At 56.3% G+C, this 18,614-nt stretch carries 10 protein-coding genes and 3 pseudogenes; 6 read left to right on the top strand and 7 right to left on the bottom strand.

The annotated features are described in order from the left end of the window. Positions 1-36: 36 nt before the first annotated feature. Positions 37-1,041, bottom strand: coding sequence for a hypothetical protein (locus KIH75_RS01670; RefSeq protein ID WP_219055081.1), 1,005 nt, complete (start codon positions 1,039-1,041; stop codon positions 37-39). Here KIH75_RS01670 and KIH75_RS01665 point away from each other — a divergent pair. Then, on the top strand, positions 1,040-1,252 hold the full coding sequence (locus KIH75_RS01665; protein WP_219055080.1) for a hypothetical protein: 213 nt from the start codon (positions 1,040-1,042) through the stop codon (positions 1,250-1,252). The genes KIH75_RS01670 and KIH75_RS01665 overlap by 2 nt on opposite strands. Positions 1,253-1,780: 528 nt before the next feature. Here KIH75_RS01665 and istB read toward each other — a convergent pair. After that, positions 1,781-2,567 (bottom strand): annotated as a pseudogene (gene istB / locus KIH75_RS01660) (IS21-like element helper ATPase IstB). Next, on the bottom strand, positions 2,564-4,036 hold the full coding sequence (gene istA / locus KIH75_RS01655) for an IS21 family transposase (RefSeq protein ID WP_219055079.1): 1,473 nt from the start codon (positions 4,034-4,036) through the stop codon (positions 2,564-2,566). Before istA ends, istB begins: the two are co-directional and overlap by 4 nt. A 198-nt stretch (positions 4,037-4,234) precedes the next feature. Between istA and KIH75_RS01650 the strand changes: the two are divergent. Beyond that, positions 4,235-4,684 (top strand): annotated as a pseudogene (locus KIH75_RS01650) (IS30 family transposase); the annotation flags it as partial. Between the two features lie 37 nt (positions 4,685-4,721). Here KIH75_RS01650 and KIH75_RS01645 read toward each other — a convergent pair. The 4 genes and pseudogenes from KIH75_RS01645 to KIH75_RS01635 all read right to left on the bottom strand — a co-directional run. Further along, positions 4,722-4,910 (bottom strand): annotated as a pseudogene (locus tag KIH75_RS01645) (hypothetical protein); the annotation flags it as partial. A 73-nt stretch (positions 4,911-4,983) separates the two neighbouring features. Next, positions 4,984-5,646 (bottom strand): DUF4268 domain-containing protein, encoded by a 663-nt coding sequence (locus tag KIH75_RS10265; RefSeq protein WP_338024264.1) that lies wholly within the window; start codon positions 5,644-5,646, stop codon positions 4,984-4,986. Between the two features lie 25 nt (positions 5,647-5,671). Continuing rightward, complete coding sequence (locus KIH75_RS01640; RefSeq protein WP_236027947.1) at positions 5,672-7,450, bottom strand: DUF262 domain-containing protein; 1,779 nt, start codon at positions 7,448-7,450, stop codon at positions 5,672-5,674. A 207-nt stretch (positions 7,451-7,657) separates the two neighbouring features. Continuing rightward, positions 7,658-9,004 (bottom strand): ApeA N-terminal domain 1-containing protein, encoded by a 1,347-nt coding sequence (locus KIH75_RS01635; RefSeq protein WP_219055078.1) that lies wholly within the window; start codon positions 9,002-9,004, stop codon positions 7,658-7,660. A gap of 128 nt (positions 9,005-9,132) precedes the next feature. Between KIH75_RS01635 and KIH75_RS01630 the strand changes: the two genes are divergently transcribed. Genes KIH75_RS01630 through KIH75_RS01615 form a run of 4 tightly spaced genes read left to right on the top strand, consistent with a single transcriptional unit; the run spans position 9,133 to position 18,277 of the window. Beyond that, positions 9,133-12,420 carry a helicase-related protein gene (locus KIH75_RS01630; protein WP_338024261.1) on the top strand — a complete coding sequence of 1,096 codons (3,288 nt, stop codon included), beginning with the start codon at positions 9,133-9,135 and terminating at the stop codon, positions 12,418-12,420. Further along, positions 12,417-13,133: a DUF4391 domain-containing protein gene (locus tag KIH75_RS01625; RefSeq protein WP_219055077.1), complete on the top strand. Its 717-nt coding sequence runs from the start codon at positions 12,417-12,419 to the stop codon at positions 13,131-13,133. Before KIH75_RS01630 ends, KIH75_RS01625 begins: the two co-directional genes overlap by 4 nt. Continuing rightward, entirely contained in the window at positions 13,130-15,043 is a 1,914-nt protein-coding gene (locus KIH75_RS01620; RefSeq protein WP_338024260.1) for a site-specific DNA-methyltransferase, read from the top strand. The genes KIH75_RS01625 and KIH75_RS01620 overlap by 4 nt, the downstream gene beginning before the upstream one ends. Before the next feature lie 9 nt (positions 15,044-15,052). Continuing rightward, positions 15,053-18,277 carry a restriction endonuclease gene (locus tag KIH75_RS01615; protein WP_219055075.1) on the top strand — a complete coding sequence of 1,075 codons (3,225 nt, stop codon included), beginning with the start codon at positions 15,053-15,055 and terminating at the stop codon, positions 18,275-18,277. The last annotated feature ends 337 nt before the right edge of the window (positions 18,278-18,614 follow it).

Raw genomic sequence — 18,614 nt, 5'->3', positions numbered from 1 at the left:
TTGCGAATACCGATAAACAGATCTCACTACGACGATTTACTCCAGAAGTACGCTGTAGCTGTTGTCGAGATAGATGTCCACCGTGGAACTTGTGCCCTCGGCTTCCCGCGGATCACTGAACTCCAACCTCGGCCTGAACTCGTTGACGTCGATGTCCTCGTTCTTGTACGAGCAGGACAGCAGACCGTGGCAAACCGTCACCCTAGCGGTGCCGCCGAACGTCACATCGGCGAGATTCCTGCCGAGAGTGACGGTCACATTGGACGTGTCAATACGTTCATTGCCGCCTGCCACCGTCTTGCAATCGTTCACCAACTCATCGATAGTCGAGCTGTCCGCAGTGGAATAGAACGTATCGAACTGATCTTCGCAGGTGTAGTACGCTGCGCTGTCCGCCAATGCCTGCTTCATCGTTTCGACATACTTCTTGCTGGCCTTGCCCTTCTCGAAGAGGTGGAAATTGCCATCGCGAGAAGGTTCATTATTATCGATTCTGTTCAGTGAGCCGAAATCGATTTCCTCATTGACTCCCAAATCGGTCGCGCCGGAATACTCGACGAGATTATCCTCATAGGACATCTGATATTCGCCTGGCATGAAGTAGACCTTGCTGCCGTTCTTGTTGTTCAGCTTCGTACCGTTCAGCGTGATTCCGGCGTACGAGGTCCACACATACGGGGGCTCCTCCGGTATATAGGCGGCGTTGCCCTTGCCATCCACGTGCAGGATGAACTTGACATCGTCGGTGAACTTCGTGCTGCCGATCTTGTACGACATGGTCACGGTGCTGCCCTTAATGGTGCCGACCTTCACATCGCTTGCAGCCTTCGTGGGCTTCACGTCGAGGAGCTTCCCCTTACCAACGGTGTCTGCGGAGGTCAGTTCCTTCATCTTCGAGGGGTCGCCGCTTTCCATCGCCTTCGCCAAATTCTGTGCGCCCTCTTCGATGGTGCCGATGCTGAGGGCCGACGAGGTACCGCCGCAGCCGGTCAGGCTCAGCACCGCGAACACCGCCGCGATCGCCGCAATTGCCTTCTTCATGATCATTCCTTTCCCGATCCGCACGTTCGGATCATCTGTTGTCTCTCTTAACTGGACACTGGGTCTAACCGGACAAACCGCGTTGGCGGCGGAAAAATCTTCCTTCGGCGTGTCGCCGCTCGATGGCTGCCGGGTATCCCAGCTGTTTGAAGCTCATTGCTCATCAATCGCCGAATGGTCGACGGTCGATGAGCGCCTTGTTATGTGGTAGTTCGCTTATTCATGGCAGATTCGGGCCGGTGAATTTTGCCAGGTGGCTTATATGTGGCATCTCATCGCCGTTATGCGAAGTATCGGCGTTGGAATTCCGCCCCTCATACTTCCCTTATCGCGGTTTGAGTGCCATAGATAAGCCACCTGGTATGTTTCAACCTTCGAAATCTGCCACAAATAAGCGAGTTGATGACGAAAGTCGGCTCTACCCTTCCCACAGCTCCGACTCTCGCCAAGTTTTTGATATCGCCAGGCCGCGCGACCACCGCGGGCACCCCAAATAAGCCCGCGGCCGGCCCGCGCACGCCCAGCCCGGTGCGCTCACCCGCGCAGCCGCCCGAATTCCGTGATGTACCCCAGGGTGATGGAACGGCGCTGATCCGCGTTGCTGGCGTAATCGTCGTACTGGCTGGCGCACCGCTTGAGCTGTGTTTGGGCAACTTGGGTTCCGCATTGTGGTCACTATTTTTCCGCACTTGTGGCGGTGTTGTTCGGTGGTGTGGTCGGCATCGGGCCGTGGGATGAGTTATTTGGTCATGAGTGCGTGTTGGCTGCGGTAGGATTCTCCCTGGAATCGGATGAGCCTGCCGTGGTGGACGGTGCGGTCGATGAGGGCGGCGGCCATGTTGGCGTCGCCTAGTATCCTGCCCCAGCCGCTGAACTCGATGTTGGTGGTGTAGATGATGCTCCTTGTCTCGTAGCTGTCGGAGATGACCTGGAAGAGCAGGCGGCTGCCTTCCTCGTCGATGGGCATGTAGCCGAATTCATCGATGATGACCAGCCGCGCCTTGCCGATGGCGGCGAGTTCGTGGTCGAGCCGGTGCTCGCTTTTGGCGCGGCGAAGGCGCATGAGCAGGTCGCTGGCGGTGAAGAAGCGCACCGGGATGTTGTTCAGGCATGCGAGGCGTCCGATGGCGACGGCGAGGTGGGTCTTGCCGCATCCGACGTCGCCGTAGAGGACGAGGTCCTCGGCATGCTCGATGAACTCGAGGCTCTCGAGCTGGCCACGCCCCCCAGTCGGCGGGCATTTTGAGACGGCTCCAATCGTAGCCGTCCAGGCTCTTGGCGGTGGGGAATCCGGCCTGGCGGATCAGGCGGGCTTTGCGGGAGCGGGCGCGTTGCTCGATCTCAAGGCCGAACCATCGTTCGATCAGGTCGAGGTTGGCGGTGGTGGCATCGGCCATGACTTCGCGTAGCACGCTTTTGGTCAATGGCAGGCTGGTGGCCATGTCCAGGATGCGTTCCTGCCGGGCCAGAGTGGTGGCCCTTCGTCGTTTCGCGGTGTTGGTGGCGTTCATCGTCGTCCTTGTCATTCGTGGTCGTCAAGGAACCGGTCGTAGACGCTCAGGTCGGGTTCGTGCGCGTAGTGCGCGTCCTGTCCCTGGTCGAGCCGGCGGGCGTGGGGTGTGAGCTGGTGGGCGTGCAGGCGCTCGGGCTTGCGTGTCTCGATGAGGGCGGCCGCGGCCTTGGCGACCGCGTCGAACGAGCAGTCGCGGCAGGCGGCGCTGACGGCCTTGAGGCTTGCGGCCAGGTCGTCGGGGTCGCGTTCGTCGAGCCAGCGGCGCACGATGTCGGGGAAGTCGGCGCGTATCTCGCTTTCGCCCCAGGCGCGCGGCTTGGCTGCGAGCTGGTGGACGACCAAGGCCGGGTCCCTGACCGATTCGGCCCTGCCGTAGGCGCGCGGATGGACGGCGATCACGGTGTCGTCGTCCGGGTCGTGCAGCGTGACGCTGTCCCAGCGGGCCGCCACCAGCACGCTGCGCCGCTGCCAGCGGCCGCCGGCCTGGTAGTGGTTCGAACCGAACTCGACCCGGCCGTATTTGTCGGCCTTGCGGTTGTGCCAGGACACCGCGTCGAACGCGTGCGAGGGCAGGGGCATGAGCGCGTCCCGGTCGGTCTCGAACCGGTCGGCCACGCTCGAGGCGGGGTCCTTGGGGCTGGATGACGTCAGCGACATCGCCTCGCATCGTTCCAGCAGCAGGCGCGTAAGCTGCTCGAACGACTCGGCCGCGGGCTTGGGCACCATCAGGTTGCGCCTCAGAAAACCGACCGCGTTCTCCACGTTTCCTTTCTCGTTGCCCGAGTACGGGTTGCAGAAACGCACCTCCAGGCGATGGTGCGAGGCGAACGAGGCGAACACGTGCGTGAGCGTGACCTCGCCGTCGCGGTCGCGTCGTCCGGCGCCGGTGGCGTTGTCCATCACCAGCACCGACGGCACGCCTCCCATGCGTTCGAACACCATCGACAGGCCCGAACACAGGCATTCGGCGTTCTCCCCGGGCATCGCCACCGCGTAGCGCATGTTCGAGTATGGCAACGTGGCCACCAGGAAATGCACCGTGCGCTCCACACCGGCCACGTCTGCCAAGGCGACGCCGAAATCGACCTGCATCACGCCCGGATCCCACTCAAGACGCAGATACCCGTCCGAGCTTTCCCTGTTCGTCTCGCGCCATTCCTTCACGTAGCGGCGCACCACGCTGTACGAGCCGTCGAACCCATGCTCGGCCACCAGCCGGTCGAAGATCCGCCTGGCCGTGTGCCGCTGCTTGCGCGGCATCATCCGGTCCGCCTCGAGCATCCGGTCGATCAACGCCGCGTACGCGTCCGTCTTGCGCCCGAACCTCCTGTCGCGCTTGGGTTGGGGCGAGCAATCCTCCTGCCTGGCGTACTTGGCGACCGTGCCACGGTCCACGCCCAACTCGCGCGCGATCTGCGCGTGCGGCATGCCCTGCCGGTCGTATCGTCTAATATCCTGCTGTATAGGCATTGGAATCGCCATGTTCCTTTCCTCCCGGGCCAGGCCGGCGGCAACCGACCGAAAATGGTGTTACAACTCGGGAATATACAGGTCCGACGGTCCGATGCCTTCCTCATTCAAGCCACCGGTCCACACACACTGCCAACACTGCGGAAAACCAGCAGCCCCAACTGCGGAAAAATACCGCCCAAACTGCTTAAGAAACATTGAACATAAACAATCAGCACCCTCGTGGAGCGCACCACCAGGTTCACCATCCTCCTGCACCTGCCGGACAGCCACGACGCGGTGCGCGTGCAGGACGCCATCATCCGCAGGATGGCCGGCCTCCCGGGAATCCTCAGGAACAGCCCCGCATGGGACCGGGGCGCCGAGCTCGCGCTCCATGCCAGGGTCTCGGCCGCGCTCGACATGCGGGTGTACTTCTGCGACCCGCACAGCCCGTGGCGGCGCGGGACCAACGAGAACGCCAACGGGCTGCTGCGGCAGTACTTCCCGAAGGGCACCGACCTGGGCGTCTTCCCCGAGGACTACCTCGACGCGGTCGCCGAGGAGCTCAACGACAGACCCCGGAAGACGCTCGGATACCGCAAGCCGAGCGAGGCGATGCTGGAACTCATCAACGACTCGGTCCGGTCGGAATCAGCGGATAGACTGGAGAGCGATTGACAGCGAAGGTGTTGCAACCACCACTAGAATCCGCCAACAGGTCGAACAGGCTGAACGTGGTCTTCTTGTAGATGGTGTTGTACAGTTTGCGCTTGGGGTGCAGCCAACCCATGCCCTTCTTGCCGTAGCCGGGAATCAACGCTTTCTTGACCGCGCGGGTGGCGCGGCCCCTCATGCGCGCGGACAGGCTTTTCTTCCAACTTGGTTTCCTCATCCCATATTTCATGGCAGCCTCTTTTCGGATGGTTACGTTCATTGTATGAAGCATTGAACGCACAGCAGTCGAAACAGTCAAAACATCAGCCGAGCAGCTCATACACATTGCGCATAGCGAGTAGCCCGTCCGTCATCCATTGGTAGGCTTCCTTCATGTCACTGGCAAAATCCACGTCATGCCGCACCCAAAGGCGTCGGTTTTTCTTGTCGGCATCCGGTTCGTCCCACATCACCTCGCCCAGATGTGCCAGTATCCGTTCAACGGAATCCCTCATAGCGTAAAGTTTCGTGTACTGGAACGTGTCGGTGAAGTACAGATCGACCGCAATATAGCCGCCTCGAATATTCAACGCCCCATCCGGGTGACAGAAACCCAAGCCCACGCCGAAACTCGTCCACGTGTCGCTGTTCGTCTTGCGGCCGGACGGATCGCCATACACGTCGACAAAGTCGAGTCGCGTTGCGGCATATTCGTACATGCCGTTCCAGAAGCTGCGCCGCAGCGAGATATTGCCGCTGACTTGCCGCAGTTCGTCTAAGGTTCTGCCGTCCGCAACTTTCCACACTATCCAACCGTTGATCTGCTTATCCTCGCCGGTTTTGAGCATTCTGGCGCGGCGGAATGCGCCGGATGGGCTGTCGAATATCTCGCCATTGGACAGGCGGATGCGGTGGTCTTCGGTTACGGTTGCCGTGGCGGTTATGCCAGCATACCGGCTTTCCAGTGCGGCTCCAGCTGCAAGAATGCCCCGCTTGCATAGATCAGCGAAATCAACGGCATTCTGTTCGCGTTCCCCCCTGGTTCACGTTCCGATTGCGCAGAGTCTGCATAACCTCATTCCCCGCTATGGGGCATGCCCACACCTGCAATGCGAGATCGGCAAGTCGGGTGCCTCGCTGCGCGATTGCCTGTTCATTCCATTGCGAAGCATCGTGCAGTTCTGCGGAAATGGATAGGTATTCGCTATCGTATCCGCCGATTGCGCGGTTTTTCTTCTGTTCGAATGTTCCGTCGGAAAGCTCCGAATTGTATGCGGTCAATGTCAGATTGCCCAAACTGTTCACCAATAGCGGGAATCGGTCGGGGTCTGCGAGCATATTGCACCATTCGGCGTGCGCCATGGCGTTCTGCGGCATGATGTGTTCGATGGTGTATTTGCTGAAGGACCGCGGATCCTTGGGGTGGTTGTGGTTCTCCAAGCCGGCAAGCAGATACTTGCATCGCCAGGCCGGCCGGTACAGGTTCTCGCCGAGCAACGTCTGTCTGAATTCACTGTCCGTAGGCATGCGTGTGGCTTTGGCGGTCTCGGTGATGAGTAGTGCGGCGAAGGTTTCGGCCAAATCATCTTCAGCCGAATCAAGTCTGACGATCAGCGACGGAACAAGCTTGTTCAGTCCGCTGCTGGACACCGAGCAGACCATTCTGCGAAACAGATACGATTCAAGATCCGCGAGCATGCGTAGCAATCCGTCATTGCTTATGCGATGATGCCTCCATATCGCGAACATGTACATAACCAACGGGTCTGTAACCGTGCTATCCAGTTTTTGAATCAGATCGAGACGTTGGTCCACGTTCATGTCGCCACTGCCAGCGGCGACAACGCCTTTGATAGCGGCATAGTACTTGGCGTATTCCAGCATGTTCTCAAGAAGATTTCGCACGCGTTCCATGCGTGACAAGGGACTGTCGGCCGCAAAACGTTTGAATTCCGCATACATGGCGCGACCTTTGAGCACGGGCTTTTTCAATATGACGACCATCCAGTCGTGCAGGAACGCATCGAATGAGAGGTTGCCGAGAACACGTTCCATGGGCAGCCAGTAGTCGGCGTATAGGGCGTTCTGCTCGGCCATGGGGCACCCCATGAGCATGTAGTTGCGTACCAGATCGGAAGTCTCCAGATCAAGCCCGGTGGAATTCATTGATTCGAATACCAGTTGCGGTTCGTCACGATCTTGGTCCAAGGTGACAGACACGACTTCGAGACGCTGCAAACCGTTCCACACCACGTTCGCATCATCGATTGCGGCGACCAGTGAACGGAACAGATCGAGGTTCGTTTCCAGCCGGGAATCCGTATTGGCATGGTTTGGCCGATCAGGGGCGACCACATGGTCGCACATACTGTGCAGCACTTCTCTATCGTCACCGGAAAGCGTCAGCTTGTAGCGGCCTTCGCCGGTTGCATACTTGTCGACAAGATAGCCACGGTCGATGAGCATGTCTGCGGAGAATCGCAGGTTTTCAGGGCGCTCTCGAGCATATTCGGCCAGTGCGATAAGCAGCAGGGTCACCGAGGTGAGGCGCTGCTGGCCATCGATGAGCTGGCATCGGCTGACACCATCCGGGCCGATGCCGCCTTCCTGCATCCATACGACCGACCCGGTGAAATGAGTTCTCTCAGGATGCCTGCCAGCCGTTACAATGTCGGCCCACAATTGCCGGCACTGCGTCTCGCCCCATGAGTATCTGCGCTGATACACCGGTACTGTGAACCGAAGCGAACCGGTTAATAAGTCCAGCAGGATTTTCTTGCCAGCGTCCATGGTGCTTTCCCCTCTCTTAAATGATTACTTGCTCGAAAAGAGTTTTACTGGACTTTTTATTGGCCACAGTTGCCATCATCACACTATAAAGCTTTGGATACTTCAATTAGTTGTATCTGTCCAATATAGATGCACTTCTCTCCAAAGCAAGAAGCCTGACTTGATGTCCGTAGAAGCATGCTACAAAGCAGCTTCCGACTCGGCGCACTACCATGCAATAAACCGACTAACCCTCTTACCAATTTCATCAGAAGAGACACGTTCCTTCAACGTATTCCCGTCAGCACCTAATTGCAGACCTACCCACATTCGCGCAATGACCAATGATTGCATTGTCACGTCATACATTGTTTGGAAATCTACGCCTTCCGCATCGCCATGCTTATTTCCGACGAATGCCTTTCTCATATTCCTTCTCCAATCTTCTGGATCAGTAAATGGAAAGACATCTCCTAATTCCTCTTGTACAGCCTCAAGCATTTGGTAAAAACCGGCAGATTGCATTTCACCGGTTTTGGAATTCCGTTTCATACGCTTTATCTGGTTCTTTGTCTTTACGACATACCATCCAATGCAGTCAAGCATGGTCCCCGTCAGCATATTCAACGTTTCAAGGGCAAGATGTTCCTGTTCCTTCGCCACGTAGGCAAGAAGAGTCATTCCTTGTTGACATCTATCTACTAGTTCAAGCCATTTCCGAATTCCTTCTTCACGGATGTCGGAAAAGCAAAAGAGATACTGAGACTCAGGATTCTCAAAATGGGAACGGTCGACTCGCGGCATATATGACAAAACAGGATGCCACATCTCTCTCTTTTCCCCATCTAATTCGTAGGAATCCTCGTCCCGAAAAACCTCCAAGTCAGCAAACGTTCTTGGAACCCAATCAGAAATAGTAAGCAGGTTCATCAACGAGCGATGATAAAACAAATGCCATGTCCAATCCCGCAATTCATCTGTCCTAGTTTCGATGAAGACCATTTGTCGAGCAGTAACCTCATCTCTCCTCAAAGAAGTCTTTACAGAGTAACCAGGCCGCAGCTTCAATCCCACTGACGCATCGACCACGATCTCATTGCGCGGTTCCGCAATCACTTCAGTTTTCTTTGAAGAACCGTCACCAAAAGAAAGCGAAAGTGAGGAAATTCCCGACCACGGTGACAAACCTGGAATGCCAGAACGCATCGCATGTATTTTTTCGAAATTCGTTTTACTATTCCCGAAAACTACGTATGTCGGAACGACAACTCCCGTCCCAGTTCCCGCAGATACAGAACCACTCACGCGACATCCCACAAGGGTATAAAACCTGCCATTCGATACTGTACGAATTATGCTCGGCAATTCCACTGGCTCAAGGGGCTTATCGTGGAGAACAACCATTCCACTCGATAAAAACCATTGCTGGTATTTGTCAAAATTGTCTCTGAATGGAACAGTGAGTTCGAAGCGTTTCCCTGTATCACGCAACATGGCTGCTACTTCTGCACAATTGCTATCAGGTTTTAATAGCCATGCAATAATCGGTTCCGTCAAATCTAATTTCTTGTCCATTTTGGTCTTCCTCTTCGCTCTGATTACTCACTCATGAACAATCGTATATACTCACACGATGCAATACCCTGACAAATGTTAAGGCGTCGCTACTGCCCCTTGGCCCCTCCTCCACTAGAATAGGCGCTGTGACTCAGGGCTTTATTGATAACAGGACCTCGCTGGTCAAGGATGACCTTGTCCGTACGATACGCGAAGGCGACAGGATATCCATCGCGGCGGCATCGTTCTCGATGTACGCGTATAGGGAGTTGCGCGAGCAATTGGAGAGCGCAGGCTCATTCCGTTTCATTTACACGTCGAAGACGTTCACCGAGGATGCCACCCCGAAGGAGCAACGCGAGTTCTACATCCCTCGCCTGGAACGCGAACAGAACCTGTACGGCACTCCGTTGGAAATTCGCCTACGCAACGAGCTCACGCAGAAGGCCATCGCCACGGAATGCGCCGATTGGATCCGCCGTAAGAAGGCACGGTTCATGTCGTTCGATGAGGGGTCGGACATCACTCCATCCCTCATCGTGGAACATGACGATGAGAAAACCGCGTACATGCCGTTCAACGAGTTCACGACTACACAGCTGGGCGTGAGCCGACACGCCGCCTCATACCAAGGCGTCGCCAAGATGGAAGACTTCATGGCGGAGGGATTTCTGGACAAAATCAATGAGGCATGGAACAGCGGAGACTTGCATGACGTGACCGACAAGGTCATCGACGGCATCGAGCGCATGTACCAAGAAAACCCGCCCGAACTCGTCTACTACATGGCCCTGTACCGTATCTTTAGCGAGTTCCTTGATGACATCTCCGAGGATGTGCTACCGAAGGAAGGCACCGGTTTCCATGAAAGCCTGATCTGGAACAAGCTGTACGACTTCCAGAAGGACGCGGCCCTCGCAATCATCAACAAGCTCGAAACATACAACGGCTGCATCTTGGCCGATTCGGTCGGTTTGGGCAAGACGTTCACCGCACTGGCCGTGGTCAAGTACTTCGAGGCCCGCAACCGCAACGTACTTGTTCTGTGCCCGAAGAAGCTCAAGGACAACTGGGTCACGTACCGGTCGAACGCAACGAACAATCCAATCGCCGGCGACCATCTGCGTTACGATGTGCTGTTCCATACGGATCTGAGCCGCACGCGGGGCGATACGATTATGAACATCCCAATTGAACGGATCAACTGGGGCAACTATGATCTCGTCGTCATCGATGAGTCGCACAACTTCCGCAATGGCGCAGACAGCGCCGCCAAGGCCGACGACAAAGAAAACCGATACCAGAAGCTCCTCAACAAGGTCATCCATTCCGGCGTGCCTACAAAGGTGCTTATGCTCTCCGCCACCCCGGTGAACAATCGTTTCCGCGATCTGCAGAACCAGCTCGAACTGGCCTACGGCGACAAAGGCGATGAATGGTCCAGGAAGCTCGGGCTTTCCACCAATATCGATATGGTGTTCCGCAACGCGCAGAAGGCTTATGGTGTCTGGTCGAAACTCGAACCGGAGGAACGCAACACCAAACGTCTGATGGACATGCTCGACTTCGATTTCTTCCGTATCCTCGATCAGGTCACCGTCGCGCGCAGCCGCCGCCATATCCGTAACCATTACGATATGGATGCGATCGGCGGCTTCCCTGAACGTCTCCGCCCTCAGACCATCCGCCCGGCGCTGTCCATGGAAAGCGACTGCGTGTCTTACGACGAGATCTATGACGAGTTGGAAAGGCTCACCCTCGCGTTGTACACCCCGTCCGAGTTCGTGCTCGAATCGCGCATGAGCAAGTACTTCGACGATGACAAAATCGAAGGCCTGACCATCCGGGGCCGAGAAACGGGTGTGCGTAAGCTCATGGCCACGAACCTGCTCAAACGTTTCGAGAGCAGCGTCCACTCGTTCCGCATGACGTTGGATCGTGTGTTCGGCTACATGTCGGATACGGTCGGCACGATCGACTCGTATGAGGAATACCATGCCAAGCATTACGACACCGGCGTGCTTGAGCAAATTGATATTGATCGTTTCGACGACGGATTCGACCTAGACCAGGATGATACGGAGAGTATGGATCCGGACGAGTTCGCTACCAAAGGCAAGACCAGATTCCTGCTGTCCGACATGGATTGGCGTTCCTGGCACGAGTGCATCCACCGCGACATGGACGTCATTCATCGTCTGCTGGATATGATCTCCGGCATCGACGCGGCGCACGATGCGAAGCTGCAGCGTCTGTACCGGACCATCAGCGACAAGCAGAACCAGCCCATCAACCCCGGCAACCACAAGATTCTTATCTTCACCGCATTCGCAGACACCGCCGACTACCTGTACGAGCACGTCAGCAAATACGCCGGCATGCTGGGATTGAATACCGCGGAAGTGACCGGCACGAATCCGGGACGATGCACGGTTAAGAAGGTAGGCGGTCGCATGTCCGACATCCTGGCATGCTTCTCCCCTATTTCAAAGGAACGCGATATAACTGTGCCCCGGTTGAAAGACACAGACATCGACATTCTGATCGCCACGGACTGTATCTCCGAAGGGCAGAATCTGCAGGACTGCGACATGATGGTCAACTACGACATCCATTGGAATCCTGTGCGTATCATCCAGCGTTTTGGCCGCATCGATCGTATCGGCTCGACGAACAAACGTATCCAACTGGTCAACTACTGGCCCGACGTGGATCTCGACAAATATCTCAAGCTCAAAGACAGAGTCGAGGCACGCATGAAGGTCGCTGTGATGGCTTCCACCGGCGACGATGACTACATCAATCCCGACGAGAAGGGAGATTTGGAGTACAGGGAACGTCAGCTCAGGCAGATGCAGGACGAGATACTTGATCTTGAAGATGTGGACGGCGGCGTCAGCATCACCGACCTCGGTCTCAATGAGTTCCGCATGGATCTGGTCGGCTATCATCGCGACAACCCCGACATCGAGCGCACACCTACGGGCATCAACGCTGTGGTCGAGGGCAACGAGCCTGGCATCCTGTTCGTGCTGCGCAACACGAGCAAGGACGTGAAGGCCGTGGGCCGCAACCCGATCCACCCCTATTATCTCGTGCATGTCGGCAACGACGGAAGGATCCTGCACGGGCATCTGAATGCCAAGGACTGTCTCGACGTGATGCGCAAGCTGTGCAAAGGCAAGGATACATATGATCCGCGCCTATGCCGCGCATACAATCGGTTCACCCATGACGGCAGAGACATGCGCCACGCTTCCGACTTGCTACGCGATGCGGTCAGAAGCATCCTGGACCAGGATGATGCGACTGCGGCCGACAGTTTCTTCACCGGATCCATGGGGAATTTCCTTGACGAGAATATGAAGGGGCTCGACGATTTCGAACTAGTTTGTTTCCTCGTCATCCGTCCTGCAGCGGAAGGTAAGTCATGAGCGGCATCGAATCATGCGGACCTGTGACCGCACTCACGTTGGGACTGCCCAGCACCACCGCGGTCATGCATCCGAGGGGACGGCTCGCCAAAGAACGCTTCTATACGAACACCAAAGTAGGCAAACGCTTACGGCAGCATTTCATCGAGGACATCGACTCAATCACCATGCTCGCCGTAATCCGCGAGCAGGAGACCGGCATACCGGCAGGACCGTTCACCAACGAAATCAACGTGATTGGCCTAGAGCAATCCACAGAACATCCGCCGCTGGAGGTCATGGAGCACATCGCCCGCACCCGTGATGAACTGACCCATCACAGGTCGCGTATCCTGTTCATCTGCGTGAATGGCAGCATGACAAGATTCGCGGTGTTTCGCAACGCGAACGTGGCCGAAAGGCTCATGGAGGGCTCGGTTCATATGGGAGAACCGGTGGAATGCGAATCCGCACTCATTCGTCTGAGCGGAACCAATCTGGACACCGTATGGGAGTCGTTGTGTGCGGAGACCATCCTCAGCGCGTCGGATCCGACGCGCGTCGACCGACGCATCGTGTCCCGCACGCGCATAATGAGACTTATCAAAGAAATAGACCAGCTGGAACGACGCCACGCCAAGGCCGTCCAGATAGGCCAGCGGAACAGGCTATGGGACGATCTGCAGGCCAAGCGGCACGAGCTCGAACAGGAACAACAAGGAGAAACACTGTGAGTGACATCGAGAAAATCCACGGCATCACACCGGATTTGACCAAGGAGAACGTGGATAGGCTGCTCGTCCTGTTCCCAGACGTGGCCACCGAGATCACTGACCCGAAGACCGGCAGAACCGAACGTGCGGTGGACTTCGACGCGCTGAAAGAGCGACTTGGTGATGTGGCGGAAGGCAACCGGGAACGCTACCAGTTCACTTGGCCCGGCAAACGCGAGGCGAAACGCCTCGCCCGCGAACCCATCGCCAAGACCCTGCGACCCGTCAAGGAACGCAGCAAGGACTGGGACACCACCAGGAACCTGTACATCGAGGGAGACAACCTCGACGCGTTGAAGCTCCTGCGCGAGAACTACGCCGGCAAAGTCAAGCTCATCTACATCGACCCGCCGTACAACACGGGCCACGATTTCATCTACAAAGACAACTTCGGCAAAACCATCGCCGCTGACAAATCTGAAAGCGGCGATTACAACGACGAAGGTGGCCAACTCGTCGCCAATCCGGAGAGCAACGGTCGCTTCCACTCCGACTGGTGTTCCATGATTTATCCGAGATTGCTGCTTGCAAAAGATTTGCTGGCAACTGATGGCTTCATCTTCATCAGCATTGATTCTAATGAAATCACGAACATGATTACCATCTGCAATGAAGTGTTCGGAGAAGTGAATCGTCGCAATATCATAGCTGTTCGTCGTGGCATTAAAAATGTTCAAGCACAATTTGAAGATGTTAGCGCCTTGTCCCAAGGCCATGAATACATTCTAATGTATTCAAAAAATGTAATTACCAGAATTCCTAAACTTATGCTCCAACATGATGGAAAACCTGGAAAGTGGGACACATTCTGGCGAGGAACAGACCGTCCGACGATGCGATATGAGATCTTTGGGGTAAAACCAGAAACCGGTCAATGGCGCTGGTCTAAAGATCGTGGAATGGAAGCCAAGAATAATTACGAAAGATATTTACAATACTCAAAAATAAACAGCATAAGTTTAGACGAATATTATCTCAATCATTTAGCATCCACCAGTGAAAAAATCAATTTTGTTCGCAAAAATGAGGATGGGACAGTTCAGTATTATGTTCCACCAAGCAACGGAAAACTTCTAAGCGACAACTGGATGGATCTCACTCTTTCCGGAAATGAAACAAATGATTTCGATACTGAGAAAAGCACTGCAATAATATCAAGAATCATTTCTTGGATCTCCAATAATGATGATATTATTTTAGATTTTTTCAGTGGTTCTGGCACAACAGCACATTCAACCATGTTGTGTAATTCTGAGGATGGATTCAGTCGACGTTTTATTCTTGTTCAGATACCAGAAGCGGCTAATAAAAGCGAAAATCTGACTATCTGCGAGATTGGCGAGGAGCGCATCCGCCGTGCCGGCGAGAAGATCAAGTCCAATATCGAAGCTGAGAACGCGCAACTGGCGCTTGACAACACTTCCAGGAAGGTGCCGGATATCGGTTTTCGCGTGCTTCGTGTGGATGATTCGAATTACGAGGACAGGCGCAAGCTCGTCGACGAGTATTCCCAGAAGGACATCGACGACGACGTGGACATCACGAAAATGGACCGTTCCGATCTGGATCTGCTGTTCGAGGCGCTGCCGAAGTTCCAGTTGCCGTACAGCTCGAAGATCGACGTCCTGTCGGGAGGCGAGTTCGACGGCCACACCGTGTACAGCGTAAACGACGGCCAGCTGCTCGCATGCTTCGAGGACAGCATCCCCGAATCGCTGGTCCGCGCGATGGCGGCATTCAGGCCGCGTCCGTCCTATGTGCTGGTCTCCGAGAACGGTTTCCTGAACAGTGCTGCGCGTACGAACTTCACCGAGATCTTCAAGCAGTCCGCCGACGAGAAGACCGGCGCCACGCAGATCCGCATCATCTGAGGTCACCGAATGCAATTCAAATTCTCGCAATACCAGTACCAGACCGATGCTGCGGACGCGGTATGCGACGTGTTCGACGGCCAGCCGCTGCAGGATGGCGTCTCCTATATCCGCGACACCGGTATCCGTAAGCCCGCATCCCAAGTGCTCAATCCCGCTCAGGACGCTTTCGATATCCCCGAGTTGAGGCCGGTGCAGGAGATGCTCGGCCATTTCGATGCGGATGACGACACGGGCTACCGCAACGCGGATCTGCTGCTGGACGGCGAAAGGCTGCTCGCCAACATCAAAAACGTGCAACGCCGGCAGAACCTGACGGAATCCCCGAAGCTGTACACGGATCCGGCCGGTGCCGTCGAACTGGACGTGGAGATGGAGACCGGCACGGGCAAGACGTTCGTGTACACGAAGACCATGTTCGAATTGAACCGCCGTTACGGCTGGTCGAAGTTCATCATCGTGGTCCCGTCCATCGCCATCCGCGAGGGCGTCGCCAAATCGTTGGACATGACAGGCGACTATTTCTACACGTCCGGCCGCGACGGCAACGAGGGCTATGGGAAGAAACTGCACTCCTTCATCTACGACTCGTCGAATCTGAACCGGCTGGACGAGTTCGCCCAGTCCTCGGACATCCAGGTGATGGTCATCAACATGCAGGCGTTCAACACGTCCATGAAGGAGAACGGGCGCAGCAAGGACGCGAGAATCATCTTCTCGGAACGTGACGATTTCGGCTCGCGCCGCCCGATCGACGTGATCAGTGCGAGCCATCCGATCATGATCCTGGACGAGCCACAGAAGATGGGCGGCAAGGCCACGCAGGCGGGCATACGCCTGTTCAAACCATTGTTCACGCTGAACTATTCCGCCACGCACAAGATAAAGCACGACCTCGTGTATGCGCTGGACGCGCTGGACGCGTACAACCAGCGTCTGGTCAAGCGCATCGAGGTCAAGGGCTTCGAGCTGAACAACATGCGCGGCACCGACGGCTACCTGTATCTGCAGGACGTCATCGTCAGCAAAAACAGGGCGCCGCAGGCCCGTATCGAATACAAGAAGCTGTCCTCGGCCGGTAAGGTCGTGACCACGTCCGGACTGTTCGACGAGGGCGACGACGTCTACACCGCGTCCGGCGGGCTAGAAGCGTACCGCGACGGCTGGCGCATCGCTCCGGACGGCATCGTGCCCGACGGCCTGGAGCCGGGCCGGACCGGCTACGTGCGGTTCATGAACGGCGAGACGCTCGGCAAGGGCCGTATCATGAACGACGGATCCGAGGCAGACATGCGCCGCGTGCAGATCCGCGAGACCATCCTCTCCCACCTGCACAAGGAGGAGCACCTGTGGGCGCAAGGCATCAAATGCCTGAGCCTGTTCTTCATCGACGAGGTCGCGAAATACCGACAGTACGACGATGACGGCGAGCCGTTGAACGGCGAGTACGCGGACATGTTCGAGCAGGAGTACGACCGTTGCGTGCATGATTTCGTCGAGAACCGTCTCGACGACGGGTCCGGCTATCTCGACTGGCTACGCACCACACACGGCCGTTACGTGCACAAGGGATATTTCAGCATCGACAAGCACGGTCATTCCATCGACTCGAAAGTCAAACGCGGGTCGGAAGACAGCGACGACATCAGCGCATACGACCTGATTCTGAAAAACAAGGAACGACTGTTGAGCTTCGACGAGCCCACGAGGTTCATCTTCAGCCATTCCGCGCTGCGCGAGGGATGGGACAACCCGAACGTGTTCCAGATCTGCACGTTGAAGCATTCGAACAACGAGGTCGGCAAACGCCAGGAGGTCGGACGCGGCCTGCGCCTGTGCGTGAACCGCGAAGGCGTGCGCCAGGACCGCAACGTGCTCGACGACGCGGACTTCCTGGACGTGAACCTGCTGACCGTGATCGCGTCGGAAAGCTACGAAAGGTTCGCCGAAAGCCTGCAGAAGGACATCGAGACCGACCTGCGAGAGCGGCCAATCGTCATCAACGATGCATTTCTCGCCAAGACACGCGTTCCGGCCGACAAGCTCGGTCCGGAGTATGCGGGCTTGGGAGACGTGTCGTTCAGCAAGGACGAGGCGCGTGACATCGTGTACGCGCTGACCGTGGACCGGCTCATCGACCGCGACGGCAAGCTGACCGACAAGTACAAGGAAGAGCGTTTCGGCGAGGAAGCGGCGGAACTTCTGCCAGAACCCTTGCGAAAGAAGGTCCCGGCAATCCGTCTCGTGCTGGACAGCGTGGTGGAAGGCACCACCAAGGTGCTGATCGGCAACGCATTGAAACGCAAGTCCCAGGGCAACCCCCTCAACGCCAACTGGCAGAGGAAGGAGTTCCAGGAACTCTGGAAGCGCATCAACCACAAGTACGCGTACACCGTCAGCTTCAACGACGACGAGCTCGTCAAGAATGCCGTCAAGGCAATCGACGGGCACCTGACCGTATCGAAACTGTCTTACACGGTCACACGTGGCATCCAGAAGGAGAACGCCTCACGCGACGAGCTCGCGGACCGCACCCACTTCCACAGGAACGACTCCCATACCGGCGACCTGGACGTCGACGCGTCCAATGGCGTGAAATATGATCTGCTTGGCGAGATCGCACAGGCCGCGACCATCACGCGTCGTTGTGCGGCACGCATCCTCAAGAGCATTCGGCCGGACCGGTTCCTCATGTTCAGGGACAATCCAGAGCAGTTCATCGCGAGGGTCGGCCGTCTGATCGTCCAGGAGAAAGCGAACATAGTCGTTGACCATATCTGCTACGACCGGATCGAAGGCAGATACGATTCGAGCATCTTCACCAAGGGCGGCAACAATCGTGATGAGGCCGAAGGCTATCAGGCGTCCAAATGCGTGCAGGACTGGGTGTTCCCCGATGGCAGGATCGAAAGCGATTTCGCCAAGGACCTCGATAACGCGGCGGAAGTCGCGGTGTACGCGAAACTTCCCCGCGGTTTCCAGATCCCGACCCCGGTAGGCAACTACGCCCCCGACTGGGCCGTGGCCTTCCGCGACGACAGCGGTCTCAAGCACCTGTTCTTTGTGGCGGAGACCAAGGGCACGTTGGATAGTTTCGAGCTGCGTGGAATCGAAGACAGCAAAATCGCCTGTGCAAAACGACTGTTCAACGAGCTGAATCTCGCTGACGGAGCCCACTACGAACAAGCCACCACCTATCAAACCCTGCTCGACGAAGTGAAGGCATTGCAATGACGAGAAGAATTAGCTAGCAGACCTTCAATTATCAATGACTACCAATCAAGTGGCGTTTAACGTAGCCAGACACATCCCAAGGGAATAATGCAATGGACATATGGGGAATAGCGGTACCATCAGTAATCAGTGTTGTCAACATTTTCGTGACGATTCACGTTGCGCGCATGACAAAACAAACGCAAAAATTACTCTCTTCAAACGAGAAAGAGGTAGTGCCCGAAAAGTTGCGCACTTTGGATCATGGCCGTCCATGGCGCGATGATCAGTTCGCTTCCACGAGGTTGTCATCGAGCCGGGACATGTCCAGGTAGCGGCGGTTCGACCATTCGTTCGC

The organism is Bifidobacterium pongonis (genome assembly GCF_019331805.1).
In the GTDB taxonomy this organism is placed as follows: domain Bacteria; phylum Actinomycetota; class Actinomycetes; order Actinomycetales; family Bifidobacteriaceae; genus Bifidobacterium; species Bifidobacterium pongonis.
This window is presented reverse-complemented; position numbering and strand designations above follow the sequence as displayed.